This window comes from Pseudomonas sp. AM14(2022), from assembly GCF_036346455.1.
GTDB classification, from domain to species: Bacteria; Pseudomonadota; Gammaproteobacteria; order Pseudomonadales; family Pseudomonadaceae; genus Aquipseudomonas; species Aquipseudomonas putida_A.
This window is the reverse complement of the sequence record NZ_JAOTNY010000007.1, coordinates 296,804-321,733: the sequence shown is the minus strand read 5'-3', so window position 1 is coordinate 321,733 and position 24,930 is coordinate 296,804. Positions and strand designations below refer to the sequence as shown.

Annotated in this window: 20 protein-coding genes; 10 read left to right on the top strand and 10 right to left on the bottom strand. The window is 59.3% G+C overall.

All coding sequences use genetic code 11. From position 1 onward, the window contains the following. The first annotated feature begins 249 nt into the window (after positions 1 to 249). Positions 250 to 2,142 carry a penicillin-binding protein 2 gene (gene mrdA, locus V3W27_RS16730; protein ID WP_330207096.1) on the top strand — a complete coding sequence of 631 codons (1,893 nt, stop codon included), beginning with the start codon at positions 250 to 252 and terminating at the stop codon, positions 2,140 to 2,142. A gap of 68 nt (positions 2,143 to 2,210) precedes the next feature. Here the strand turns inward: mrdA and V3W27_RS16725 are convergent, their stop codons facing one another. The 5 genes from V3W27_RS16725 to V3W27_RS16705 all read right to left on the bottom strand — a co-directional run bounded on the left by V3W27_RS16725 (position 2,211) and on the right by V3W27_RS16705 (position 5,386). Next, positions 2,211 to 2,882: a hypothetical protein gene (locus V3W27_RS16725; RefSeq protein ID WP_330207095.1), complete on the bottom strand. Its 672-nt coding sequence runs from the start codon at positions 2,880 to 2,882 to the stop codon at positions 2,211 to 2,213. Positions 2,883 to 2,961: 79 nt separating this feature from the next. Next, on the bottom strand, positions 2,962 to 3,168 hold the full coding sequence (locus tag V3W27_RS16720; RefSeq protein WP_003226632.1) for a helix-turn-helix domain-containing protein: 207 nt from the start codon (positions 3,166 to 3,168) through the stop codon (positions 2,962 to 2,964). A 9-nt stretch (positions 3,169 to 3,177) separates the two neighbouring features. Beyond that, the gene (locus V3W27_RS16715; RefSeq protein WP_095140016.1) at positions 3,178 to 3,783 is read right to left on the bottom strand and encodes a DUF2975 domain-containing protein; all 606 of its coding nucleotides are present in this window, start codon (positions 3,781 to 3,783) and stop codon (positions 3,178 to 3,180) included. Between the two features lie 221 nt (positions 3,784 to 4,004). Continuing rightward, on the bottom strand, positions 4,005 to 4,409 hold the full coding sequence (locus V3W27_RS16710; RefSeq protein WP_123588525.1) for a lysozyme inhibitor LprI family protein: 405 nt from the start codon (positions 4,407 to 4,409) through the stop codon (positions 4,005 to 4,007). Positions 4,410 to 4,465: 56 nt separating this feature from the next. Next, positions 4,466 to 5,386 carry an ADP-ribosylglycohydrolase family protein gene (locus V3W27_RS16705; protein WP_183781267.1) on the bottom strand — a complete coding sequence of 307 codons (921 nt, stop codon included), beginning with the start codon at positions 5,384 to 5,386 and terminating at the stop codon, positions 4,466 to 4,468. Positions 5,387 to 5,583: 197 nt separating this feature from the next. Here V3W27_RS16705 and V3W27_RS16700 point away from each other — a divergent pair, with 197 nt between their 5' ends. Further along, entirely contained in the window at positions 5,584 to 6,072 is a 489-nt protein-coding gene (locus V3W27_RS16700) for an SRPBCC family protein (protein WP_330207094.1), read from the top strand. Continuing rightward, positions 6,062 to 6,880 carry an aminoglycoside phosphotransferase family protein gene (locus V3W27_RS16695; RefSeq protein WP_442962659.1) on the top strand — a complete coding sequence of 273 codons (819 nt, stop codon included), beginning with the start codon at positions 6,062 to 6,064 and terminating at the stop codon, positions 6,878 to 6,880. The genes V3W27_RS16700 and V3W27_RS16695 overlap by 11 nt, the downstream gene beginning before the upstream one ends. Positions 6,881 to 7,233: 353 nt before the next feature. On the opposite strand, the gene acnA is transcribed toward V3W27_RS16695, so the two are convergent. Further along, positions 7,234 to 9,975 (bottom strand): aconitate hydratase AcnA, encoded by a 2,742-nt coding sequence (acnA, locus tag V3W27_RS16690; protein ID WP_330207092.1) that lies wholly within the window; start codon positions 9,973 to 9,975, stop codon positions 7,234 to 7,236. 222 nt (positions 9,976 to 10,197) lie between these two features. Here acnA and rlmM point away from each other — a divergent pair, with 222 nt between their 5' ends. Next, entirely contained in the window at positions 10,198 to 11,271 is a 1,074-nt protein-coding gene (gene rlmM, locus V3W27_RS16685; protein ID WP_285373596.1) for a 23S rRNA (cytidine(2498)-2'-O)-methyltransferase RlmM, read from the top strand. 166 nt (positions 11,272 to 11,437) lie between these two features. Further along, positions 11,438 to 11,689, top strand: a complete 252-nt coding sequence (gene tusA / locus V3W27_RS16680; protein ID WP_003226616.1) for a sulfurtransferase TusA — start codon at positions 11,438 to 11,440, stop codon at positions 11,687 to 11,689. Positions 11,690 to 11,824: 135 nt separating this feature from the next. Here the strand turns inward: tusA and V3W27_RS16675 are convergent, their stop codons facing one another. Beyond that, positions 11,825 to 13,234 (bottom strand): MATE family efflux transporter, encoded by a 1,410-nt coding sequence (locus V3W27_RS16675; protein WP_330207091.1) that lies wholly within the window; start codon positions 13,232 to 13,234, stop codon positions 11,825 to 11,827. A gap of 169 nt (positions 13,235 to 13,403) precedes the next feature. Between V3W27_RS16675 and pdxB the strand changes: the two genes are divergently transcribed. Then, positions 13,404 to 14,546, top strand: coding sequence for a 4-phosphoerythronate dehydrogenase PdxB (pdxB, locus tag V3W27_RS16670; protein ID WP_330207090.1), 1,143 nt, complete (start codon positions 13,404 to 13,406; stop codon positions 14,544 to 14,546). A 163-nt stretch (positions 14,547 to 14,709) separates the two neighbouring features. Here pdxB and V3W27_RS16665 read toward each other — a convergent pair whose 3' ends face one another. Beyond that, positions 14,710 to 14,889: a PA1571 family protein gene (locus V3W27_RS16665; protein WP_027611439.1), complete on the bottom strand. Its 180-nt coding sequence runs from the start codon at positions 14,887 to 14,889 to the stop codon at positions 14,710 to 14,712. A gap of 256 nt (positions 14,890 to 15,145) precedes the next feature. Here V3W27_RS16665 and V3W27_RS16660 point away from each other — a divergent pair, with 256 nt between their 5' ends. Further along, positions 15,146 to 16,924 (top strand): ABC transporter transmembrane domain-containing protein, encoded by a 1,779-nt coding sequence (locus V3W27_RS16660; RefSeq protein WP_027611440.1) that lies wholly within the window; start codon positions 15,146 to 15,148, stop codon positions 16,922 to 16,924. Positions 16,925 to 17,008: 84 nt separating this feature from the next. Here V3W27_RS16660 and V3W27_RS16655 read toward each other — a convergent pair whose 3' ends face one another. Beyond that, positions 17,009 to 18,937, bottom strand: coding sequence for a transglycosylase SLT domain-containing protein (locus V3W27_RS16655; protein WP_027611441.1), 1,929 nt, complete (start codon positions 18,935 to 18,937; stop codon positions 17,009 to 17,011). A gap of 214 nt (positions 18,938 to 19,151) precedes the next feature. Between V3W27_RS16655 and V3W27_RS16650 the strand changes: the two genes are divergently transcribed. Next, positions 19,152 to 21,074 carry an ATP-binding cassette domain-containing protein gene (locus V3W27_RS16650; protein WP_166497692.1) on the top strand — a complete coding sequence of 641 codons (1,923 nt, stop codon included), beginning with the start codon at positions 19,152 to 19,154 and terminating at the stop codon, positions 21,072 to 21,074. A 180-nt stretch (positions 21,075 to 21,254) separates the two neighbouring features. Here V3W27_RS16650 and V3W27_RS16645 read toward each other — a convergent pair whose 3' ends face one another. Beyond that, entirely contained in the window at positions 21,255 to 21,692 is a 438-nt protein-coding gene (locus tag V3W27_RS16645; protein WP_330207089.1) for a universal stress protein, read from the bottom strand. Between the two features lie 103 nt (positions 21,693 to 21,795). Here V3W27_RS16645 and V3W27_RS16640 point away from each other — a divergent pair, with 103 nt between their 5' ends. Both V3W27_RS16640 and fadB read left to right on the top strand, forming a co-directional pair. Beyond that, positions 21,796 to 22,233 (top strand): hypothetical protein, encoded by a 438-nt coding sequence (locus V3W27_RS16640; RefSeq protein ID WP_027611444.1) that lies wholly within the window; start codon positions 21,796 to 21,798, stop codon positions 22,231 to 22,233. Between the two features lie 527 nt (positions 22,234 to 22,760). Next, positions 22,761 to 24,908, top strand: coding sequence for a fatty acid oxidation complex subunit alpha FadB (gene fadB, locus V3W27_RS16635; protein ID WP_024013640.1), 2,148 nt, complete (start codon positions 22,761 to 22,763; stop codon positions 24,906 to 24,908). Positions 24,909 to 24,930 lie beyond the last annotated feature (22 nt).

The window sequence follows — 24,930 nt, the reverse complement described above, 5'->3', positions numbered from 1 at the left end:
GTCATCGTCAAGATTAAATTCCGAAACCCCAATTGCAAAAGCAGTTGGGGTTTTGTTTTGCCCGCAGGAAAGTGCTCCTCTCGCCAGAGTCAGACGGCACGAGAGTTCCAACCGTCGCCGGGACTGCCATTGGGGAAAATCCTTCTGAAGTGACCACTCGGTTTTTGGTATGGTGCAGCTCGTTTTTTAACGGACTGATGTCATGCCCACGGATCGGCACTCAATTTATGTCAAAGAGTTGCTGTAGAAATGCCTGAACCCATCCCGATCAAGGATCACGAAAAAGAGACGCGTCTGGTCAACAAGCGGTTGATCGCCTGCGCTCTGTTCGTATTTGCCATCAGCTGCGCGCTGGTGGTGCGCCTGTACATCCTGCAGGTGGTTGAATACGACTACCACTCGACCATCTCTGAAAACAACCGCGTGCACGTCTTGCCGATTCCGCCGACCAGAGGCCTGATCTACGATCGCAATGGTGTGCTGCTCGCTGATAACCGTCCCAGTTACAACCTGATCATTACCCGCGAACGCGCCACTAATGTTAATCAGGAGCTGGATGAGGTAATCAATCTGCTACATTTACCCGCCGAAGATCGTACGATTTTCGATAAGGCCATGAAGCAGTCCCGTCACCCATTCACCCCGGTGACACTGTTCTACGAGCTGACGGAGGAACAAATCGCCGTGTTGGCGGTTAACGAGTTCCGTCTGCCGGGCCTTGATGTCGAGCCGCAGTTCGTTCGGCATTACCCGTTGGGGGCGCACTTCGCGCATTCGATCGGCTACGTTGGCCGGATCAACGAAAAAGAATCCAAGACCCTCGATTCGGTAGAGTACCGCGGCACGCAGTCCATCGGAAAAACCGGTATCGAACGCTTCTACGAAGCGCAACTGCACGGTCACGTTGGCTATGAAGAAGTTGAGACCAACGCCCAGGGCCGAGTATTGCGGGTGCTCAAGCACACCGATCCGGTGCCTGGCAAAAACATCGTTCTAAGTCTCGACGTCAAACTGCAGGAGGCTGCCGAAGCCGCACTGGGCGACCGACGTGGCTCGGTGGTGGCTCTCGACCCGTCCACCGGTGAAGTGCTGGCCATGGTCAGCAATCCGAGTTTCGACCCGAACCTGTTCGTCACTGGCATCAGCTCCAAGGAATACTCGGCGCTACGCGATTCCATCGACCGCCCGCTGTTCAACCGTGTGTTGCGCGGCCTCTATGCGCCGGGCTCGACCATCAAGCCGGAAGTGGCAATCGCCGGCCTCGATGCCGGTGTCGTGACGCCGCAGACCCGCGTCTTTGACCCAGGCTACTACCAACTCCCGGATTTCGATCACAAGTACCGCAACTGGAACCACAGTGGCGATGGCTGGGTGGACATGGACGCGGCAATCATGCGCTCCAACGACACCTACTTCTACGATCTGGCACACAAGCTCGGCATCGATCGTCTGCACGACTATATGGCGATGTTCGGCCTCGGTGAAAAAGTCTCGCTGGACATGTTCGAAGAGTCGCCCGGTTTGATGCCGTCTCAGGCCTGGAAGCGTGCCACGCGCCGTCAGGCCTGGTTCCCGGGGGAAACGGTGATCCTGGGTATCGGCCAGGGTTACATGCAGGTTACGCCGCTACAACTGGCTCAGGCCACTGCACTGATTGCCAACAAGGGCGTATGGAATCGTCCGCACTTGGCGAAGACGGTCGATGGTGTGGCGCCGGTCGACGAGCATCCGATGCCGAATATCCTGCTTAAAAACCCGCGTGACTGGGATCAGGTCAACCACGGGATGCAGATGGTGATGCACGATGCCCGGGGTATCGCGCGCGCCGCAGCGGCAGGTGCGCAGTATCGGATTGCCGGTAAGAGTGGTACCGCGCAAGTGGTAGCGATCAAGCAAGGCGAGCGCTACAACCGGGAGAAAACCCTCGAACGTCATCGCGACAACGCCTTGTTCGTTGGTTTCGCTCCGGCGGAGCACCCGAAGATCGCCATCTCGGTGATGATCGAAAACGGTGAGGCCGGTGGCCGAGTGGCCGGCCCTGTGGTGCGGCAGATCATGGACGCCTGGTTACTGGACCAGGACGGCCACCTCAAGCCGCAATACGCGGCACCGGCCAAGCCGCCGGGTGATCCCCACGTCTAACCCGAGTCAGCTTCACAGCACCGCCTCTCGCCGGCTGAGCTGTGAAGCTCTTACGTTTGGGCAACTGACTACTTGCAACTGTAACCCTCCGGCATCGTGACGCTGTAGTTGCGTTGCATGCGATCCTGGAAGTTCAAATTCTGCAGGCCCTGCTCGACCAGAAACGCTTCGACCTTGGCGGCCTGACAGTCCTCGTTATAAGACGACGCCCGCAGCAGATACACCGTGCGCTTACTCGCTTCATCCCGGGCGGTGACAGTGAAGGTACTGAGGGTGGTGTAGCCGATACGCTCTGACGTTCCCACCGGGCCATAGGTCGTATTGGGCTTACTGGTACAGGTCAGTCGGTCATCTTTCTTCTTGGCGTTCTTGCACACGGTCGTAGTGCTGGTTGGAACTTGCCCATAGTCGGTGGCGGTATAGCGATAAGACACTTGCCGGCTGCCGATATCGAGAGTGACGGTCATTTCGATCGGCGCGTGATTCCTGGGCAGGCTGGCGTCGGTATAAACCTCCTGAAAGCCTCTGTCTTTCAGTGCGTTGACCATGTCGCGAAGATAGTAGCGGGCATTCAGTGCGTTCTCATCGGCGCCGTTGGCCGAGGTCACCAGCACGGTTGCCTTTCGATCGAACGGATAGTCCGGATCAGGTATTGCGTTGAGTGCTACGTCTATTTGCGTGGCGCAGCCGCCAAGCAACGCGGTCAGCATTAATAGGACGCAGAACAAATAACGGGACATGACAAAGACGCCTTGCAACTAAGGATTGAATAAAAGTTAAACGGATGAGGGGGCGATAAATAAACCGCCACCAGCGGGCTTAGTCTTTCTGGTATTCCAGCAGATCGCCCGGCTGGCAATCGAGCGCGGCGCAGAGCTTGTCCAGAGTTGCCATCTTCACGCCTTTGACTTTGCCGTTTTTTAGCAATGACAGATTCGCCTCGGTGATCCCGAGCAGGGCGGCTAACTCTTTTGAACGAATTTTTTGCGTGGCCATGACTACGTCAAGGCGGACAATAATGGTCATTATATTGTTCTATATGTATTGGCTTTGCTCATCGCTGAGTACTTTTGCGTCACGCATGATAATTGAAAAAATACAGAGTAATACGCCTTTGATTATTTCGTAGGCAGATGCGGAAGACATGCCGATCGAGAACTGGAAAATCCGATCCCCCGGCGGCAGATCTATCGACAACGCCAGACCTTGCAAGGTCTCTATTAACGGATAGGTCGCCGGAGAAACGATGCAGAGCACGCCTACTCGCCAGAGGACCCTGATGTTGCGGTCGGTCCAGGTTTCGCCGCGCGACAAGCGCAGAAAGAACAAACCGGTCAGCCATAACGCGTAAGCCGACAGGACCACGGGCAGGAAATCCAGAAAGACGATCAGCGCCGTGACCGTTGATGACAGCCAGGTGTCGGGATCAAGCAGTGCACCTTCGACAAACGGGTCAAGCAATTGCGGCGAGCCCTCAGCAAAGGCATAGAGCAGGCCCGCCAGCATTTCATCCTTTTTGAAGAACCAGATCGTTGCGTTGCCGCCGACCTCCGTTACCCCCAGAACCCAGACGAGAATTGCTGCCAGCAGCCCGATCCAATGCATGCGCTGCAGCGCCAATCCGTTGATGTGAGTACTCATGAAAATTCCTGGTTGCTACAATTTGGTAGCGAATTCTCGATGATAAATTATCTAATAACAATAATTAATTTTGATTTTGTTGCTTGAGCATCCTCTTCTGATCCGGCTCCGCATGGTCGCTCGCAATAGTGTGGGTAGTCGGTAGGCTGGCCAGCGCGCCGACAGGTGCTCCAAGTGTGGGAATCAACAACCCTGTCGGCGAGACTGAAACCCCTGCTACATCAGGCCCCTGGCACCGGGCAACTCATGTCACCTTCCTGACACTTCAAATACTGCTTCAGCGCCTCGACCCGCACCTTGGTCACCTCGGTCAGGCAATTGCTGTAAATCAATGGATAAACACTCCCGCCGTCCACACCGGACGCGGAAAACTTGCATTCGGCATCACGAAAGCCGATCCACGCCCGCTGCGCGCTCACCAGCAGCTTTTTGGCGTCGGCGTTGTCCTTCAAACGACCGGTGATCTGCTGATACACCGCGTTCAGCTCCTTGTCCGCTGCCTTGAATTCCTGCCCGGCGCACTGGTTCATGGTGGCCTGATCGCTGGCGTTGGCGCAGTCGACGGCGGCGTGGGCGAGAGGCGTGAACAGGACGGGTGTCAGGGCCAGGAGCAGGCGTGGGAGCATGGTTAATCTCACTGTGTCGGATGAAGGTGCAGAGCAGTTTAGCGGCTATGGTGCTTCTATTCAGGAACGCGCAGTCGGGAGGCTTCGAGCAGGCGATCCGCTGTGGCTGCAATCTCCTCGCCGTCATGAAGTATTTCCAGCCAGTGAGCAGGAATCGCCCGAACGCCATAATAGGCCCCGGCCAATTGACCGACGATCGCGGCAGTGGTGTCAGCATCATCGCCGAGGTTGGCGGCTTGCAGAATCGCCGCTGTAAAACTGTCGGTGTGATGAAAACACCACAGCGCGGCTTCCAACGACTCAACGCTGTAGCCGCTGCCACGGATATCATTGACTGATTTGGCCAGATAATCTCCCCGAGCAATCGCGGCAACTTTAGGCTCAGTGAAAGCTGAGCGCGGCAGCCTGCACAGTTCGTTTTTGCAGGTACCGAACAGCGCGTTGGCGATCAGTTCGGCAAACAATTGACAGCATTCGATGGCTTCAGGGGCCGCGTGGGTTGTCCGCGAACTGTCGCTGGCGAACTGGCGAATCTGCTGGACGTCAGGGAAGAAAAACAGCACCACCGGCGCCAAACGCATGAGCGAGCCGTTGCCGGCGGTAAACGGGTCGGTTGACCCGGCAAAGGGCTGACCGGTTTGCTGATACTGCGACAGTGCCTGACTGACGGTCATTCCAATATCGAAACAATCCCCCGTCGAGCTGAGATATCCCCACCGCCACCAGTTCAGATAGCGTCCCATCTGGTCCGCCGCATCGAATGTGTTTTTGCTCAGAAGACTCTCCGCCAGGCACAGCGCCATCGAGGTGTCATCCGTCCATTGCCCGGGCTTCAAGTGAAAGGGGCCACCGCCGACCATGTCCGTCAGCGGCTGGAATGAGCCTCGTGGCTTGAACTCCACCGTGGTGCCGACGGCGTCGCCGCAAGCGAGACCGAGCAGAGCGCCGCGATAACGTTCGGATAGAGATGGCTGCATGCTTCGTCCTTGTTTGTTTCCATTTCGCTGGAAAAGGTAACAGGTTCAGCGGGAGGGTTGCGTCAGTCATTCACTTATTCAACGATCGGAAATGCCGCCGAATGTTTCCTTTGGACTGAACAGGTGCAGCTCTTTGATACAACTTCAGGTTGGACATGTGGTCATACAAGCCTACTGTTCAAAACAGGAGGTGACTTATGAAACCGGTACCCAATAGTTTCGAACGCAAAATCATGCTCAAGGCATCGCGTTCTTATGTCTGGCGCGCATTGGTTGATGCCGAGGCGTTTGGCCAGTGGTTTGGTGTAGCGCTGGAGGGCAGGCGGTTCATTGCCGGGGAATGGACGCAAGGGCAGGTCACGTATCCAGGTTATGAACACGTGTTGTGGAACGTGCTCGTCGAGCGTGTCGAGCCACAGCAGTTGTTTTCGTTTCGCTGGCACCCGTACGCGGTCAATCCAAAGATCGACTATTCACAGGAGCCGACGACGCTGGTCAAGTTCGAGCTGCAGGATTACGAGGGCGGCACTTTGCTCAAAGTGTCTGAGTCCGGCTTCGCGCACATCCCCGATGGGCGGCAGAAGGAGGCGTATTACATGGACAGCCGTGGCTGGGAGGAACAGCTGAGTCGACTTGAACAGTTTCTCGCCGAAAGCGCCAAGACCCGCGAGCGTGATGGTGACTGACTGCGCAATCTTCGAACCCTGGTTGCAACGCTGGGCGCTGGTAACGGACGGTGAGCCGGTCATCACCCCCGGGAGCCGTCTGTTGCCGGTGCGTTTTGGCGACACGCCGGCCATGCTCAAGGTTGCGCTGGATACCGACGAGCAATTCGGCAATCGACTGATGACTTGGTGGGACGGTGAGGGCGCAGCGCGGGTGCTGGCCCATCACGAGGAAGGTTTGTTGCTGGAACGGGCTATGGGCCGGCGTTCGTTGATGCACATGGCGCTCAACGGTGAAGACGACGAAGCCACGCAGATCATGTGCACGATACTAGCGCGCTTGCATGCGCCGCGCCCGACGCCGCCACCGCCGCTGGTGGAGCTGGCACCGTGGTTCGCCTCGCTGCGCGTGGCCGCGGCCGAACATGGCGGGACCTATGCCCTGAGCCTGCAAGCGGCTGAAGCTTTGCTCGCAGATCCGCAGGACGTGGTGGTGCTGCACGGTGACATGCACCACGACAATGTTCTCGATTTCGCTGCACACGGCTGGCTCGCTATTGATCCCAAACGAGTACGCGGCGAGCGCGGTTATGACTACGCCAACCTGATCTGCAACCCGGACTTGCCGACGGCTGGCGATTCACAGCGATTGCGCCGGCAGGTCGAGGTGATCGTCGAGGCGTCCGGGCTTGATCGCCGACGCTTGCTGCAATGGGTGCTGGCGTTTGCCGGATTGTCGGCCGCCTGGTTCCTGGAGGACGATGCGCAGCCACAGGCTGCCGAACAGCTGCAGGTCGCGCAAATCGCCGCTTGCCTGCTGGATGACTGAGAGGGCTAAGGGTTTTCGGAAGGGCTGGTATAGCGAATGTCTTACACGCGGTGGTAGCTTTTGCGACTATTGCCGATTGGATCCACCGCGTAATCTACACCCATCAACTGAGACACAGGGAGTGTTTCAGGATCACGGATGATCGACCATAGCAAGGATCGCTGCCGACAGGGAGTCGATAATGGTCTTGGGAAAAACCCGCTTCGGCGGGTTTTTTTTCGCCTGCAGAAAAGTGCTTGTGTCGAGCATCTGTAGCGAGGGGATTTATCCCCGATGGGTAGCGAAGCGACCCAAAAAAGGGCCTGCTGCGCAGTCCATCGGGGATGAATCCCCTCACCACAGGAATCAAGCAATCAAGAGGCGATCAGCTGCCGCAACACGTAGTGCAGAATCCCGCCGGACTTGAAGTACTCCACCTCATTCAATGTATCGATGCGGCACAGCACCTCGATTTTCTCTTGGCGCCCGTCTTCACGGGTGATCACCAGCGTCAGGTTCATGCGCGGCGTCAGCTCGACACCGGTCAGGCCCTGAATATCCAGGGTTTCCTTGCCGGTGAGGTTCAGGCTCTTGCGGTTCTGATCGAGCTTGAACTGCAGCGGCAACACGCCCATGCCCACCAGGTTGGAACGGTGGATACGCTCGAAGCTTTCAGCGATCACCGCTTTGACGCCCAGCAGGTTGGTGCCTTTGGCCGCCCAGTCACGGCTGGAGCCGGTACCGTATTCCTGACCGGCGATCACCACCAGCGGCGTGCCCGAGGCCTGATACAGCATGGCGGCATCATAAATCGGCATTTTCTCGCCGCTCGGGATGTAGATTGTGTTGCCACCTTCTTCGCCGCCGAGCATCTCGTTACGAATGCGGATGTTGGCGAATGTGCCGCGCATCATCACTTCGTGGTTGCCACGCCGTGAGCCATAGGAGTTGAAGTCCCGCGGCTCCACGCCTTTTTCGCGCAGATAGCGCCCGGCCGGACTGTCAGCTTTGATGTTACCGGCAGGGGAGATGTGGTCAGTGGTTACCGAATCGCCCAACAGCGCCAGAACCCGCGCGCCCTTGACGTCGGTGATCACCGGCAAAGGTCCGGAAATGTCGTCGAAGAACGGTGGATGCTGGATGTAGGTCGAATCGTCCTGCCACACATAGGTGGCGGCCTGCGGCACCTGGATCGCTTGCCATTGCTCGTCGCCGGCAAACACTTCGGCGTATTCCTTGTGGAACATCGCGGTGTTCACCTGATTCACCGCCTCGGCGATTTCCTTGCTGCTCGGCCAGATGTCGCGCAGGTAAACCGGATTGCCTTGCTGGTCATTACCCAGCGGTTCAGTGCTGATGTCGGTGCGCACGCTGCCGGCCAAGGCGTAGGCGACCACCAGCGGTGGCGAGGCCAGCCAGTTGGTTTTCACCAGCGGATGCACCCGGCCTTCGAAGTTGCGGTTGCCGGAGAGCACCGACGCCACGGTGAGGTCGGCTTTCTGAATGGCTTTTTCGATCGGCTCCGGCAACGGCCCGGAGTTGCCGATACAGGTGGTGCAGCCATAACCGACCAGCGAGAACCCGAGTTGATCAAGGTATTGCGTTAGCCCCGCAGCCTTGTAGTAGTCGGTGACCACTTTCGAGCCGGGTGCCAGCGAACTCTTCACCCACGGCTTGCGGGTCAGGCCTTTCTCCACGGCTTTTTTCGCCAGCAGACCGGCCGCCATCATCACGCTCGGGTTCGAGGTGTTGGTGCACGAGGTGATCGCGGCGATCACCACTGCGCCGTTTTTCAGGCGGTAGGTGTGGCCTTCGTATTCGTACTCGGTTTCGCCGATCAGATCGGCGTTGCCCACGGCCACGCCACCACCACCCTCGCTTTCCAGGCGACCTTCTTCCTTGCTGGTGGGCTTGAATTGCAGGTCCATGAAGTCACTGAAGGCCTGCGCCACGTTCGGCAGCGAAACCCGATCCTGCGGGCGCTTTGGCCCGGCCAGGCTGGCTTCGACGCTGCCCATGTCCAGCGCCAGGCTGTCGGTGAACACCGGTTCCTGGCCGGGCAGGCGCCAGAGGCCCTGAGCCTTGGTGTAGGCCTCGACCAGTTTCACCACTTCGGCAGGGCGACCAGACAAGCGCAGGTATTCGAGGGTTACGTCATCGACCGGGAAGAAACCGCAGGTCGCGCCGTATTCCGGGGCCATGTTGGCGATGGTCGCGCGGTCGGCCAGTGGCAGATCGGCGAGACCGTCACCGTAGAATTCGACGAATTTGCCGACCACACCTTTCTTGCGCAGCATCTGCGTGACGGTCAGCACCAGGTCGGTGGCGGTGATGCCTTCCTTGAGTTTGCCGGTGAGTTTGAAACCGATCACTTCCGGAATCAGCATCGATACCGGTTGGCCGAGCATCGCCGCTTCCGCCTCGATCCCGCCGACGCCCCAGCCGAGTACGCCGAGGCCGTTGATCATGGTGGTGTGGGAGTCGGTGCCGACCAGGGTGTCGGGGAAGGCGTAGGTGCGGCCGTCCTCATCCTTGGTCCACACCGTGCGCCCGAGGTATTCGAGGTTGACCTGGTGGCAGATCCCGGTGCCCGGTGGCACCACGCTGAAATTATCGAAGGCGCTCTGGCCCCAGCGCAGAAACGCATAACGCTCGCCGTTGCGCTGCATCTCTATGTCGACGTTCTGTTCGAAGGCGCTCGGGGTGGCGAATTTGTCGACCATCACCGAGTGGTCGATCACCAGATCCACCGGCGACAGCGGGTTGATTCGCTGCGGATCACCGCCGGCCTTGGCCATGGCGGCGCGCATCGCGGCGAGATCCACCACCGCAGGTACACCGGTAAAATCTTGCATCAATACCCGAGCCGGGCGGTACTGGATTTCCCGGTCGGAGCGGCGCTCCTTGAGCCAGGCAGCGATGGCCTTGAGGTCGGCGCCAGTGACAGTTTTTTCATCTTCCCAGCGCAGCAGGTTTTCCAGCAGGACTTTCAGCGACATCGGTAGCTGGTCGATATTGCCAAGGCTCTTGGCGGCATCGGGCAGGCTGAAATAGTGGTAGGTCTTATCGTCGATTTGTAGAGTTTTAAGGGTCTTCAGACTATCGAGGGACGGCATTACGATCACTCCTTTGAATCCGCACGGCTACGGATTGAGGGGACGGGCAGAGCTATCAACGTAGCCCTGTTTTCAGTAGCTGGCTAATAACTGGACTCTATGGGCAAGTCCAAGGTTCCGACATCGGCTATCATGCGCCGGTTTTCGTGACAGGCTTTGCTTCACCGCAAGGCTTGAGCAGCGTGCAGGGGCCGAATGTCCGCCCTCTGCTCAGGAGTAAGAATGAACACCCTATTCATGCATTGCCGGCCAGGCTTCGAAGGCGAAGTCTGTTCGGAGATTTCCGACCTCGCCGCCCAACTCAACGTAGCCGGCTACGCCAAGGCCAAACCGGCCACCGCGTACGCCGAGTTTGTCTGCACCGAAGCAGACGGTGCCGAGCGCCTGATGCGCGGCCAACGCTTCGCCGAGCTGATTTTCCCGCGGCAATGGGCGCGCGGCGTCTTCATCAATCTGCCGGAAACCGACCGTATCAGCGTGATCCTCGAGCACATGGCGGACTTCCCGGTCTGCGGCAGCCTGTGGCTGGAAGTGGTCGACACCAACGACGGTAAAGAGCTGTCGAACTTCTGCAAGAAATTCGAAGGCCCGCTGCGCAAGGCGCTGACCGGTGCCGGTAAACTGGTGGACGACGCGAGCAAACCGCGCCTGCTGCTGACCTTCAAAAGTGGTCGCGAAGTGTTCCTCGGCATGGCGGATGCCGGCAACTCGGCGATGTGGCCGATGGGCATTCCGCGCCTGAAGTTTCCGCGCGAGGCACCCAGCCGTTCGACGTTGAAACTGGAGGAGGCCTGGCACCACTTCATCCCGCGTGATCAGTGGGACGAGCGCCTGCACAGCGACATGACCGGTGTCGACCTCGGCGCCGCACCGGGTGGCTGGACCTGGCAACTGGTCAACCGCGGCATGCTGGTGACTGCCATCGACAACGGCCCGATGGCTGAAAGCCTGATGGACACCGGGCTGGTGCAGCACTTGATGGCCGACGGTTTCACCTTCAAGCCCAAGCAACCGGTGGACTGGATGGTCTGCGACATCGTCGAGAAGCCGGCGCGTAACGCGGCGATGCTTGAAGAGTGGATCGGCGAGGGCCATTGCCGCGAAGCGGTAGTTAATCTCAAGTTGCCGATGAAGCAGCGCTATGCCGAAGTGAAGCGCTTGCTCGAACGCATCGCCGATGGCTTCAAGGCGCGTGGGATCAAGGTCGATATTGGCTGCAAGCAGCTGTATCACGACCGCGAGGAAGTGACCTGCCACCTGCGTCGGCATGACATCAAGAAAACCAAATCCCGCTAACACCGTAGATCCCTGTAGGAGCTGCCGCAGGCTGCGATCTTTTGATCTTAAATCAACGTCAAAAGATCGCAGCCTGCGGCAGCTCCTACAGGGGTGTGGCGTAACACCACAGATGACTGAGCCCCCGGCAATGCGCGACAATGCCGGCCAGTTTCAGGAGTGAATCATGAGTGAAATGATCGATACCCCGGTAGACGGCACCCTCGACGCCACCGGTCTCAATTGCCCGGAGCCGGTGATGATGCTGCACCAGCACATCCGTGACCTGGTACCTGGCGGCCTGCTCAAGGTGATTGCCACCGATCCCTCTACCCGTCGCGACATTCCCAAGTTCTGCGTGTTTCTCGACCATGAACTGGTGGGCCAGCACGAAGAGGCCGGTACTTATCTGTACTGGATCCGCAAAAAACAAGCCTGACCCTCAGGCAAACGCAAATACCAATGTGGGAGCGGGCTTGCTCGCGAAGGCGGTGTGTCAGTCACTGAAGATGTCGACTGAAACACCGCTTTCGCGAGCAAGCCCGCTCCCACATTTTTGTCCTGCGTAAGGGCTTCAGCCGGCGCTGCGACTCATACGGATACGCTTGCGCGCACTGCGGGTCAGGCGGATCGACAGCATGAGTGCCGCGCAGCTCAAACCGACGATCAAACCCTGCCACAAGCCGCTCGGGCCACGCGGTTCGCCGAGCCAGTCGGTCAGGCCAAGGGCGTAGCCCACCGGCAGGCCGATGCCCCAGTAGGCGAACAGGGTCAGGATCATCGTCACCCGGGTGTCCTGATAGCCGCGCAGAGCGCCAGCGGCGGTGACCTGGATTGCGTCGGAAAACTGGAACAGCGCCGAGTACACAATCAGCATCGCCGCGATGTGGATCACCGTCGGATCAGCCGTATAGATCGACGCAATCGGCTCGCGCAGCAACAGCATCATGCTCGCCGAAATACAGGCGTAAGCCAACGCAGTGCCCATGCCGACACCGGCGGCAAAGCGTGCTTCACGCGGCTCCTCACGGCCCAAGGCCTGGCCGACACGTACGGTCACCGCCATGCCCAGCGAATACGGAATCATGAACACCAGCGAGCTGACGTTCAGCGCGATCTGATGCCCGGCCACCACGGTGGCGCCGAGGCTGCCGATCAGCAGGGCGATCACCGCAAAGATGCTCGACTCGGCAAAAACGGCGATGCCAATTGGCAGACCGATTGCCAGCAGACGCTTGATCACCGCCCATTGTGGCCAGTCGAAGCGGCTGAAGATTTCACTTGAACGATAGGCCGGCGCCCAGCGCTCGTAACCGGCCAGCCCCAGCGCCATGACCCACATCACGATTGCCGTGGCCCAACCGCAACCCACGCCGCCCATGGCCGGCACGCCGAAGTGACCATAGATGAAGATGTAGTTCAGCGGAATGTTCAGCGCCAGACCGCACAGCCCCAGCACCATCGCCGGGCGAGTGCGGCCGATGCCGTCACTGGTGCAGCGCAGCACGTGATAGAACGCCACCGCTGGCAGACCGCTGGCAATGCCGTGCAGGTATTGCATGCACGGGCCGATCAGCTCGGGATCGACCTTCATCAGATGCAGCACCGGTTCGGCGGCGACCAGCATCGCTGTCGCGATCAGGCCCACCACCAGCGCCAGCCACAGCGCCTGACGCACGATCGGGCCGATTTCACTGTGGGTGTCAGCGCCAAAACGCTGGGCGACTTTCGGCGTGGTGGCCAGCAGGGTGCCGGTCATCAGCAGAAACACCGGGACCCAGATCGAGTTGCCCAGCGCTACCGCCGCCAGATCTTTCGGCCCGACGCGGCCGGCCATCACCGCATCGACGAAGCCCATCGCGGTAGTCGCCAGTTGCGCGATGATGATCGGCAAGGCCAGGGCGAGCAGGTTCCTGAACTCCAGGCGAATTCGCGCGGGGCGGGTGAGTGAGGCAGCGAGAGGTTGATCAGTAACAGAATTCACAGGCAAAGCGTCCACAGGTGTTGATGCACGGCGCCGCATTCTACGCCGCTGACGTGACAGTCAGGAAAAATCCTCTGTTGCGGATTTGTAATCATCGATGCCATCCACTGTGGCGCTGGCCCAACGGTGGATCTGCACCTAAACTGCCGATCCCCTCAAGGAGCCCGCCATGCTGATTGTTGCCGACGAAAATATTCCGCTGCTCGATGCCTTTTTTGCCGGTTTCGGCAAGATCCGCCGGGTGCCGGGCCGTTCCATCGATCGTGCAACGGTCGAGCAGGCCGATGTGTTGCTGGTGCGCTCGGTGACCAACGTCAACCGCGCGTTGCTCGAAGGCAGCAAAGTGCGTTTCGTCGGCACCTGCACCATTGGTACCGATCATCTGGATCTCGATTATTTCAACGAGGCCGGCATCAGCTGGTCCAGCGCGCCTGGTTGCAATGCGCGGGGCGTGGTCGATTACGTGCTTGGCAGCCTGATGACTTTGGCGGAAATTGAAGGCGTAGATCTGCCACAACGTACTTACGGCGTCATCGGTGCCGGTGAAGTCGGCGGCCGGTTGATCAAGGTCCTCAAGGGCCTGGGCTGGAATGTCAAAGTTTGCGATCCGCCGCGTCAGGCAGCCGAGGGCGGCGATTACGTCAGCCTCGAGCAGATCATCGAGCAGTGCGACGTGATCAGCCTGCACACGCCGCTGACGCGCACCGGCGAGGGCGCGACCTGGCATCTGTTTGACGAACAGCGTTTGCAACAGCTCCAACCCGGCACCTGGCTGATCAATGCCGCGCGTGGCCCGGTGGTGGATAACGCTGCGTTGCGCAAAGTGCTGCTTGCGCGTGAAGACCTGCAAGCGGTGCTCGACGTCTGGGAAGCCGAGCCTGAAGTCGATGTCGCCCTCGCCGAACTCTGCGTGCTCGCCACGCCGCACATTGCCGGTTACAGCCTCGATGGCAAACAGCGCGGGACGGCGCAGATCTATCAGGCTTATTGCGAATTTATCGGTCAGCCGCCGAGCATCCAGCTCAGTGACCTGCTGCCGGCACCGTGGCTGTCAGAAGTGACCCTGCACGCCGACAGCGATCCGGCCTGGGCGCTGGCGATGTTGTGCCGCGGGGTGTACGACCCACGCCGCGATGACGCGGATTTTCGCCGGAGTCTTGTAGGCAATGTCACTGAACAGCGTGCGGCCTTCGATGTGTTGCGCAAGCAGTATCCGGTACGACGCGAGATCGAGGGGCTGAAGGTGCGGATCAACGGTGATTCGCCGCAGTTGCAACAGATTGTGGCGGCGCTGGGGGCGGTGGCTGTCTGAAGATCCTGTAGGAGCTGCCGGAGGCTGCGATCTTTTGATCTTGCCTTTGAAAAACAAAGTCAAAAGATCGCAGCCTTCGGCAGCTCCTACACAGAACAGAAGAGAACGGCAGGCAGAAAAAACCCGGCCAAACAGGGGCCGGGTCAGGAAGACGGTGGCTATATCACTTTTGTTCGGCAGGCTTGACCAATCGCTTCTCCAGTTCGCGGCACGCGTCCTGGATCATGTCTTCAGTGATCGGTACTTCACGCCCATCCTTGTCGATAATCGAGCAACCCAGAGGTTGGCCGGGCTTGGTGCGGATCACTTGAATCTTGTCATCGCTGCTGTGTTGCAAGGACATGGCCTGTCTCCTCATCAGGTTGTGCACGTAGATTAAAACCGCCACGTGACTAGGCTGTGACAACACCCTTGGGTCTGTCAAAAGCGGCACCTCCAGTCCAACAGAAATGACCGCTCGTCTCAACCGGGACATTAGACCGATAGCAACTATGGCCTAGTCTTTGGGGGCATATTTAACCTGACTCATTGTGATTTACAGAGTTCCGCCCCATAGAAGGTTTAGGCTAGCCCTTTCACCAACACGGATGTGTACCTGAATGATCTCGAAGCTTTCTTCCCGGCACCGTCGAGCGCTGAGTCTGACCAGCCGGTTTCTGGCGCCTTATCGTTGGCAAGTCGGCGCTGCGCTGCTGGCGCTGATCGTCACCGCGGCCGTGACTTTGTCGATGGGGCAGGGGATCAAATTGCTGGTCGATCGGGGCTTCATGACGCAGTCGCCGCACCAACTGAACCAGAGCATCGGTATCTTCATGCTGATGGTGCTGGGCCTGGCAGTCGGCACGTTCGCGCGTTTTTACTGGGTGTCGTGGATCGGTGAGCGCTGTGTGGCGGATATCCGGCGCGAGGTGTTCAACCATCTGGTGTACCTGCATCCCGGGTTTTATGAAAACAACCGCAGTTCGGAGATCCAGTCCCGACTGACTGCCGACACCACGTTGCTGCAATCGGTGATCGGCTCGTCACTGTCGATGTTTTTGCGCAACCTGTTGATGGTGATCGGCGGGGTGGTCCTGCTGTTTATCACCAACCCGAAACTCACCAGCATCGTGGTGATTGCCTTGCCGTTCGTGGTCGCGCCGATTCTGATTTTCGGTCGGCGCGTGCGCAATCTGTCGCGGTTGAGCCAGGATCGGGTCGCCGACATCGGCAGCTATGTTTCCGAGACCCTTGGCCAGATCAAGACCGTGCAGGCCTACAACCATCAGGTGCAGGACGAGCGGCGTTTTGCCACGACGGTCGAGGACGCGTTCGATACCGCGCGCAAGCGCATCTTTCAGCGCTCCTGGATGATCACCGTGGTGATCGTGCTGGTGCTCGGCGCGGTAGCGGTGATGTTGTGGGTCGGCGGCATGGACGTGATTGCAGGGCGCATTACCGGTGGTGAGCTGGCAGCGTTCGTTTTCTACAGCCTGATCGTCGGCAGTGCGATCGGCACGTTGAGTGAAGTCATCGGCGAGTTGCAGCGTGCGGCGGGTGCCGCTGAGCGCATTGCGGAACTGCTCAGTTCGCAAAACATCATCCAGCCACCGAGCATCGGACTGGTGACATTGCCAGAACGGATCAAGGGCGAGCTGCAATTGCAGAATGTGCGTTTCTCCTACCCGTCACGTCCGGACAGCTACGCCGTCAACGGCTTGAGCCTGACCATCAGGGCCGGCGAGACCCTGGCCCTTGTCGGGCCATCCGGGGCCGGCAAGTCCACGGTGTATGACTTGCTGTTGCGCTTCTACGACCCGCTTGAAGGCCGGATCCTGATAGATGGTGTGCCGCTGACCAGCCTCGACCCGCTGGATCTGCGGCGCAATTTCGCCCTGGTCTCGCAATCGCCTGCGCTGTTTTTCGGCAGCGTCGAAGAGAATATTCGTTACGGCAATGCAGATGCGACGCTGGAACAGGTCAAGGAAGCGGCAAGAATTGCCCACGCCCATGACTTCATCGAGAAGATGCCCAATGGCTATCAGACCCACTTGGGGGACGCCGGCCTCGGACTTTCCGGCGGCCAGCGTCAACGCCTGGCGATTGCCCGCGCGTTGCTGGTGGATGCGCCGATTCTGCTGCTGGACGAAGCCACCAGCGCCCTCGATGCGCAGAGCGAACACTTGATTCAGGAAGCGTTGCCAAGCCTGATGCAAAATCGCACCACATTGGTAATCGCGCATCGCCTGGCCACAGTGAAAAACGCCGACCGGATCGCGGTGATGGATCAGGGTAGCCTAGTGGCCATCGGTACCCATCAGGAACTGATCGTAAGCAATCCGCTGTATGCCCGGTTGGCGGCGCTGCAGTTCAATGATGGGCACGCCGTGGCGGTTTAGAACTGGCGCAGGCCTTTGCTGACGACAAAAAAATGCCCGCATCGATTGATGCGGGCATTTTTCATTTCAGGTATTCAGCACCTGTCATTGATCGTCGAAATACCGCTCATGCCAGTCCACCAGCGGCTGCGGCGAATTGAGCTTCTGCCCGTAGATCACCGAGTATGACAGCACGTTTTGCACGTACTGGCGGGTTTCGTCGAACGGGATGCTTTCCACCCACACGTCGAAGCTCAGGTGATCGGCGCCGCGCAGCCACTGGCGCACGCGGCCGGGGCCGGCGTTGTAGGCGGCGGAGGCCAGGACGCGGTTGCCGTTGAACTGGCTGTGCACCTGGCTCAGGTAAGCGGCGCCGAGCTGGATGTTCTTGTCCGGATCGAGCACTTGCTGCGGCGAGGCCAGCGGGATGCTGAACTTGCGCGCGGTTTCCTTGGCGGTGCCGGGCATCAACTGCATCAGGCCGCTGGCGCCGACCCCGGAGCGGGCATCGTCCATGAAGGCACTTTCCTGGCGGGTGATGGCGAACACCCAGCTCGAATGCAGGCCGCGCGTCTTGGCTTCACGCACCAGAGTGTCGCGGTGGGCCATTGGGAAGCGGATATCCAGGTCGTCCCAGTATTGCGCCTGACTGATGGTGCGGATGGCCGGGAAATACCATTTCAGGTCGTAGGCCAGTTTGGCCTGAGCGACCATTTCGTCACGATTGAAATGGCGACTGACGTGATACCACTCGCGGCGACCGTCAACGATCTGCCCGCGCGCATGGAATTCCAGCGCGCGCCGCACGCCGGGAGTGTTGCGCACCTTGTTGATGGTGGCCTGACTGAGTACCAGCGGCTTGTTCATCAGCGAGTAAGGCAGTTGCGAGCGGTCGGCAGCGAGGAAACCGTAAAAGTCGCGTTCCTTCGCCAGATTCTTGTACAGGGTCTGCGCTTCCGGGTTCTGCGGTTGCGCCAGTTCCAGGCTGCGGGCCTGCCAGTAACGCCAGCGGTTGGTGGTCGCCAGATCCTGTGGCAGACGACGAGTCAACTGATACGCATCGTCCCAGCGTGCCAGTCGCAGCAGCAAACGCAGGCGCCATTCGGACACGGTGTTGTCACGCAGTTCCGGATCGTATTTGGTCATCACGTCCAGCGCGCGGCTGTCGAAACGCCGGGCCAGGGTCAGGCCGATTTCCCGGGCAATCGCGACTTTCTCGTCACGGGAGAAATGCATGCTGCTGGCGTATCCGTCGAGCAGGGCCATGGCCTTGTCCGGATCCTGACGGGCGAGGCGGCGCAGGCCGAGGCTGACCACGTCGGACATCGGCTCGTCGGCCGGGGTGAAGCGCGACGGCTGATTGAGCAGCTCGGGTTTCTGCGCCACATCTACCAGCAGCCGACCGCGCGGGGCGAGGGTGGTCAGGCCGTTGACCAGACTGTTGGCCAATGGATAGTTGCGTGCCTGGGCGGCGAGTTTGGTGCGTTCCCAGCGTTTCTGTTCGGTCAACTGACCGTCGGCGGCCCAGATCCCGAACAGCCCGTCACAGGCAGCCGGTTGCGATTTACCGGTCAGCCACAGTTTGTCGGCGTTGGCATAGCCCTCGGCCTTGTGGCCGCTGCTGATCTGGAACTGCGCATTGAGGCAGTCCAGTTCGGTGAAGTTGAGTTTAGGGTCGTAATATTTGGTGAAAGTAGCCCAGTCGCCACGGTCGGCGAGCCAGCGCAACCAGCGCAGCTTCATCCAGTTGGCCTGGGGCAGGTCGCCGTGCTCGGCGAGGAACTTCTCGATTTCGGCGTTGCTCGCGGTTTTCAGACGCGCGGTCAGTTCGTCGTAGGCCAGGTACGGTTCCAGCGGGTAATCGGCGAGGGCCTGGCTATAACGGAAGTACGGGCCGGTATCGCCCTTGGCCAAGGCGCGTTTGGCTTCATCGTAATATTGGCGTTGGGTGGACAGGTCCACCGCCTGGGCGGATTGAGCGGCAGCGGCGGTAAGTAGCAAACAGGACAAGACACTGAAAAGGCGACTGCGCATGAGACATCCGGGCAGAGAAATCATGACAAGCACCGGCCGCGGCCAGCACTGAATTGTCTGTAGCTTAGCCTTTTGCCAGCAACGGGCGAAAGCTTTGCCGGTCTTGCAGCACAAGTTCGCAACAAATGTTGTGCAGAGTGCTTCGGCAGACAAATTGCCGGCCTGCTGAGGGCCTAACTCAGGTAGAATGCGCGCCCGGTTTTTGGAGAAGCTCATGACCCTGCTCAAATTCAGCGATGTGTCCCTTGCATTCGGCGCGATGCCGTTGTTGGACAAGGTGTCCTGGCAGATCGCCCGTGGTGAGCGGGTGTGCATCATCGGCCGCAACGGCACTGGCAAATCCAGCATGATGAAACTGGTCAAGGGCGACCAGAAGCCCGATGACGGCTCGGTGTGGCGTGCCCCCGGTCTGAAAATCGGTGAATTGCCGCAAGAATTGCCGGTGGCCGACGGGCGGACCGTATTCGACGTGGTTGCCGAAGGCCTCGACGGCGTTGGCGCCTTGCTCGCCGAATATCATCACCTGAGCCAGAACATCGTTACCGACGCCGATCTGGACAAGCTGATGCACGTTCAGCATGACCTCGAAGCCCGTGACGGCTGGCGCTTGCAGACCCTGGTCGACAGCACTCTGAGCCGCCTGCAACTGCCGGCCGACAAGACCCTCGCCGAGTTGTCCGGCGGCTGGCGCCGTCGCGTGCTGCTGGCGCAGGCGCTGGTCTCGGAACCGGATCTGCTGCTGCTCGACGAACCGACCAACCACTTGGACATCGGTGCGATTGCCTGGCTTGAAGAAGCCCTGAAGGATTTCCAGGGCGCCGTGCTGTTCATCACGCACGACCGTTCTTTCCTGCAGAACCTTGCCACGCGCATCCTCGAACTGGATCGCGGCGGCCTGATCGACTGGAACGGCGACTACGCCAGCTTCCTGGTGCACAAAGAAGCCGCGCTGGCCGCTGAAGAAACCGCCAACGCGCTGTTCGACAAGCGTCTGGCTCAGGAAGAAGTGTGGATCCGTCAGGGCATCAAGGCCCGGCGTACCCGCAACGAAGGTCGCGTTCGCGCCCTTAAAGCCCTGCGAGTCGAGCGCAGTGAGCGTCGCGAGCGTACCGGCAAGGCGAATATCCAGCTGGAAACCGCCGACAAGTCCGGCAAGCAAGTGATGGTGTTGGAGAATGTCAGCTTCCATCACCCGGATGGCCCGTACCTGATCAAGGACTTCTCGATGGTCCTGCAGCGCGGCGACCGTATCGGTCTGCTCGGCGCCAACGGTACCGGCAAGACCACCCTGCTGAAGCTGATGCTCAACGGTCTGCAACCGACCAGTGGCAAGGTGGAAGAGGGCACGCGCATCGATGTGGCCTACTTCGACCAGTTGCGCCATCAGCTGGATCTGGAAAAGACCGTGATCGACAACGTCGCCGAAGGTCGCGATTTCATCGATATCGACGGCCAGAGCCGCCACGTTCTGAGCTACCTCGGTGACTTCCTGTTCAGCCCGCAGCGTGCGCGCACGCCGGTCAAGGCGCTGTCCGGTGGCGAGCGTGCGCGTTTGCTGCTGGCCAAACTGTTCAGCAAACCGGCGAACCTGCTGGTCCTCGACGAACCGACCAACGACCTCGACGTGGAAACCCTCGAGCTGCTCGAAGAAGTGCTGCTGACCTTTAACGGCACTGTGCTGATGGTCAGTCACGACCGGGCGTTCCTCGACAACGTGGTCACCAGCACCCTGGTCTTCGAAGGTGAAGGCAAGGTGCGTGAATACGTCGGCGGCTATCAGGACTGGATCCGTCAGGGCGGTTCGCCGCGCCTGCTGGGCGTGACCGAGAGCAAGTCGGGCAAGGCTGACCTGAATTCGGCGGTGGTCACCGCTGAGCCCGCCGTGGTGGCTGCACCTGTCGCTGCCGCGCCGGCTGCAAAGAAAAAATTGAGCTACAAGCTGCAGCGCGAACTGGAAGCGTTGCCGGGCGACATCGATGCCAAGGAGCAGCAGATCGCTGCCGTCGAGGCTGAGATGGCCGAGGCCGGTTTTTATCAGCGTCCGCCAGCAGAAACGGCCAAGGTGATTGCTTCGCTGGAGCAGTTGCAGGCTGAGCTGGATGCACTGGTGGAGCGTTGGGCCGAGCTGGATGCCTGATTGATCCGGTCATGAAAAAGCCCGGCGTTCAGTGATGAGCGCCGGGCTTTTCATATACGGATATCGGTGAAGATTCAATGTGGGAGCGGGCTTGCTCGCGAAAGCGGTATGTCATGTAGCGTCAATGTTGAATGTGCCGACGCCTTCGCGAGCAAGCCCGCTCCCACAGGTCTTTGTGTTTCAGCGTTTGATCAGGTGCACCGCGAGCACATCGCAAGGCGCGCCGTGCAGCACGTCATTGGCCGTGGAGCCCAGTAACAGCGCCAGACCATGACGACCATGGCTGCCGACCACGATAAGATCGCAAGTGTTTTCCTTGGCGAAATGATGGATTTCCTGGCGTGGCTGGCCATAGGTCAGGTGGCAATTGGCGCCCTCAAGTTCGGCGTATTTGGCTTTCAGGCGTTCAAGTCGCTCCTTGGCCTGATCGAACTGCTGCTGTTGCAGTTGTGACAGATCCATCGGCACGTCGCCGCCAAAGGCCATCGCCATCGGTTCGACGATATGAACCAGCGACAGCTTGGCGCCATTGCTCGCCGACAGCTCGCGGGCGCGGTGAATCACAGGGTCGCACTCTTCGGTCAGGTCTACGGCGACCAGGATATGGTTGTAGGGCATGAGGTGCTCCTCGTGACGGTTCAATATTGTTAAGTATGGCTGGTTTCAAGCGCATTGGTTCCAAAGTGACACAATGCGCTCACCTTAAGTCGGGAGTAGAGATATGACGGTCTGGTTGGTGGTGTCAATCCTGCTGGTGGTTTTGAGTCCACTGGCGTGGTTGCGCCCGTCGCGCGTGCAGAGCGGCCGGATGGCCCTGCGCATGGAGGCGCGACGCATCGGGCTGGCCATGCAGCTGGCGCCTCAGGAGTGGCCGCACTGGCTGTCTCAGGAGCCGCCCAGCCCGTGCGCGCAATATCATCGGCCACGGCGTGGCACTCAGCCGGCGTGCTGGACCTACTGGCAGAAATCGCCGGGGGTATGGGTCAATCAGTGGCAGGAAGTCTGCGAGGACCGGTTGCTGCTCGATCATTTCGAAAAGTTGCCGGGCAACGTGTTCAAGGTCGAGGCCGACAAGCAGATGATCGCGCTGTACTGGGGCGAGAAGGGCGAAGCCACGGTTTTGCAGGATATTGACGCGACTCTGAAAGCGCTGGCCTGACTCGCGGACTTTTCCCACTGCAAGGGTGGGGAGCGTCCGGCAGACGAGCAATAAAAAGCCCGACATGATTCATCGGGCGGGGTGGCCAGGCAGGCCGGTAACTGTTTTTATCGCTGCCTTGGCTTTTCGCGGTCAGCGATTCTCCCTGTAGTCCAGCCAGCGTAGCCTGTTAGACAAGGCTCGCCGGGAATTAGGGCGACTTTTCTAACTATTGATTCTATGAATGGCTTTGCATGCAGCTGCGTGTTGCGGATCTGTGTGCAACGGAAATGACCACAAAGTCGCATTTCAACCCGTATTTTGGGCGATTGACAATTGTTGGAAATTCCGTGAAGGTGACGTACCCAAATCAAACGGGCGTATGAATTGAGCGTTTGTCTTACAGACTGCTCCTACAGAATCCCGACTATCGCGTTGGCGGGTGTGCCGGGTGGATTGGCGTCAGCATCGACGAAAAAGCGTCCTGCCGAGCCATTTACCTGCGTCCGACGTGTACTGTTCAGCTTCCATATCGTGGAGATCAGTTGATGATTTACGAAGGTAAAGCCATCACGGTTAAAGCTCTTGAAAGTGGCATCGTCGAATTGAAATTCGACCTCAAGGGTGAGTCCGTCAACAAGTTCAACCGTCTTACCCTGAACGAACTGCGTCAGGCCGTGGACACCATCAAGGCAGATGCTTCGATCAAGGGCGTGATCGTCAGCAGTGGCAAGGACGTGTTCATCGTCGGCGCCGACATCACCGAATTTGTCGACAACTTCAAGCTGCCGGATGCCGAGCTGGTTGCTGGCAATCTCGAAGCCAACAAGATCTTCAGCGATTTCGAAGACCTCAACGTTCCGACCGTGGCCGCGATCAACGGCATCGCCCTGGGTGGCGGTCTGGAAATGTGCCTGGCGGCGGACTACCGCGTCATGTCGACCAAGGCCAAGATCGGTCTGCCGGAAGTCAAACTGGGCATCTACCCAGGCTTCGGCGGCACCGTGCGTCTGCCGCGCCTGATTGGCGTCGATAACGCCATCGAATGGATTGCCGCCGGCAAGGAAAACCGTCCTGAAGATGCGCTGAAAGTCAGCGCCGTCGACGCCGTGGTTGCTCCAGAGAAGTTGCAGGAAGCTGCCCTTGAACTGATCAAGCGCGCCATCTCCGGCGAGTTCGATTACAAGGCCAAGCGTCAGCCAAAACTTGAAAAACTCAAGTTGAACGCCATTGAACAGATGATGGCTTTCGAAACCGCCAAAGGTTTCGTGGCAGGGCAAGCTGGCCCGAACTACCCGGCGCCGGTTGAAGCCATCAAGACCATCCAGAAAGCCGCGAACTTCGGTCGTGACAAGGCGCTGGAAGTCGAAGCCGCCGGTTTCGTCAAACTGGCCAAGACCTCTGCCGCGCAGAGCTTGATCGGTCTGTTCCTGAACGATCAGGAGCTGAAGAAAAAGGCCAAGGCCTACGACGAAATCGCCAAGGACGTGAAGCAGGCTGCCGTACTGGGCGCCGGCATCATGGGTGGCGGTATCGCCTATCAGTCGGCCTCCAAAGGTACGCCGATCCTGATGAAGGACATCAACGAGCACGGTATCGAGCAGGGGCTGGCCGAAGCCGCCAAACTGCTGGTTGGTCGCGTTGACAAAGGCCGCATGACCGCCGCGAAAATGGCTGAAGTGCTCAACGGTATTCGTCCGACCCTGTCATACGGTGACTTCGGTCACGTCGATCTGGTTGTTGAAGCCGTGGTCGAGAACCCGAAGGTCAAGCAAGCTGTGCTGGCTGAAGTCGAAGACAAGGTCAAAGAGGACACCATCCTCGCGTCCAACACCTCGACGATTTCCATCAGCTTGCTGGCCAAGGCCCTCAAGCGCCCGGAAAACTTCGTCGGCATGCACTTCTTCAACCCGGTGCACATGATGCCGCTGGTGGAAGTGATCCGTGGCGAGAAGTCCAGCGAGCTGGCGATTGCCACAACCGTTGCCTACGCCAAGAAAATGGGCAAGAACCCGATCGTCGTCAACGACTGCCCGGGCTTCCTGGTCAACCGCGTTCTGTTCCCATACTTCGGCGGTTTCGCCAAGCTGGTCAGCGCTGGTGTGGATTTCGTCCGCATCGATAAAGTCATGGAAAAATTCGGCTGGCCGATGGGCCCGGCGTACCTGATGGACGTGGTCGGCATCGACACCGGTCACCACGGTCGTGACGTGATGGCTGAAGGTTTCCCGGATCGCATGAAGGATGACCGTCGTTCGGCCATCGACGTGCTTTACGAAGCCAAGCGTCTGGGCCAGAAGAACGGCAAGGGCTTCTACGCCTACGAAGCCGACAAGAAAGGCAAGCAGAAGAAGGTTGCCGATCCGTCGGTGCTGGAAGTGCTCAAGCCGATCGTTTACGAGCAGCGCGAAGTCACTGACGAAGACATCATCAACTGGATGATGATCCCGCTGTGCCTGGAAACCGTGCGCTGCCTGGAAGACGGCATCGTTGAAACCGCCGCCGAAGCCGACATGGGTCTGGTCTACGGTATCGGTTTCCCTCCATTCCGTGGCGGTGCGCTGCGCTACATCGATTCGATCGGTGTGGCCGAGTTCGTTGCCTTGGCTGACCAGTACGCTGATTTGGGCGCGCTGTACCACCCGACCGCGAAGCTGCGCGAAATGGCCAAAAACGGCCAGAGCTTCTTCGGTTAAGCGACCCCAACTAGAGTGAGAG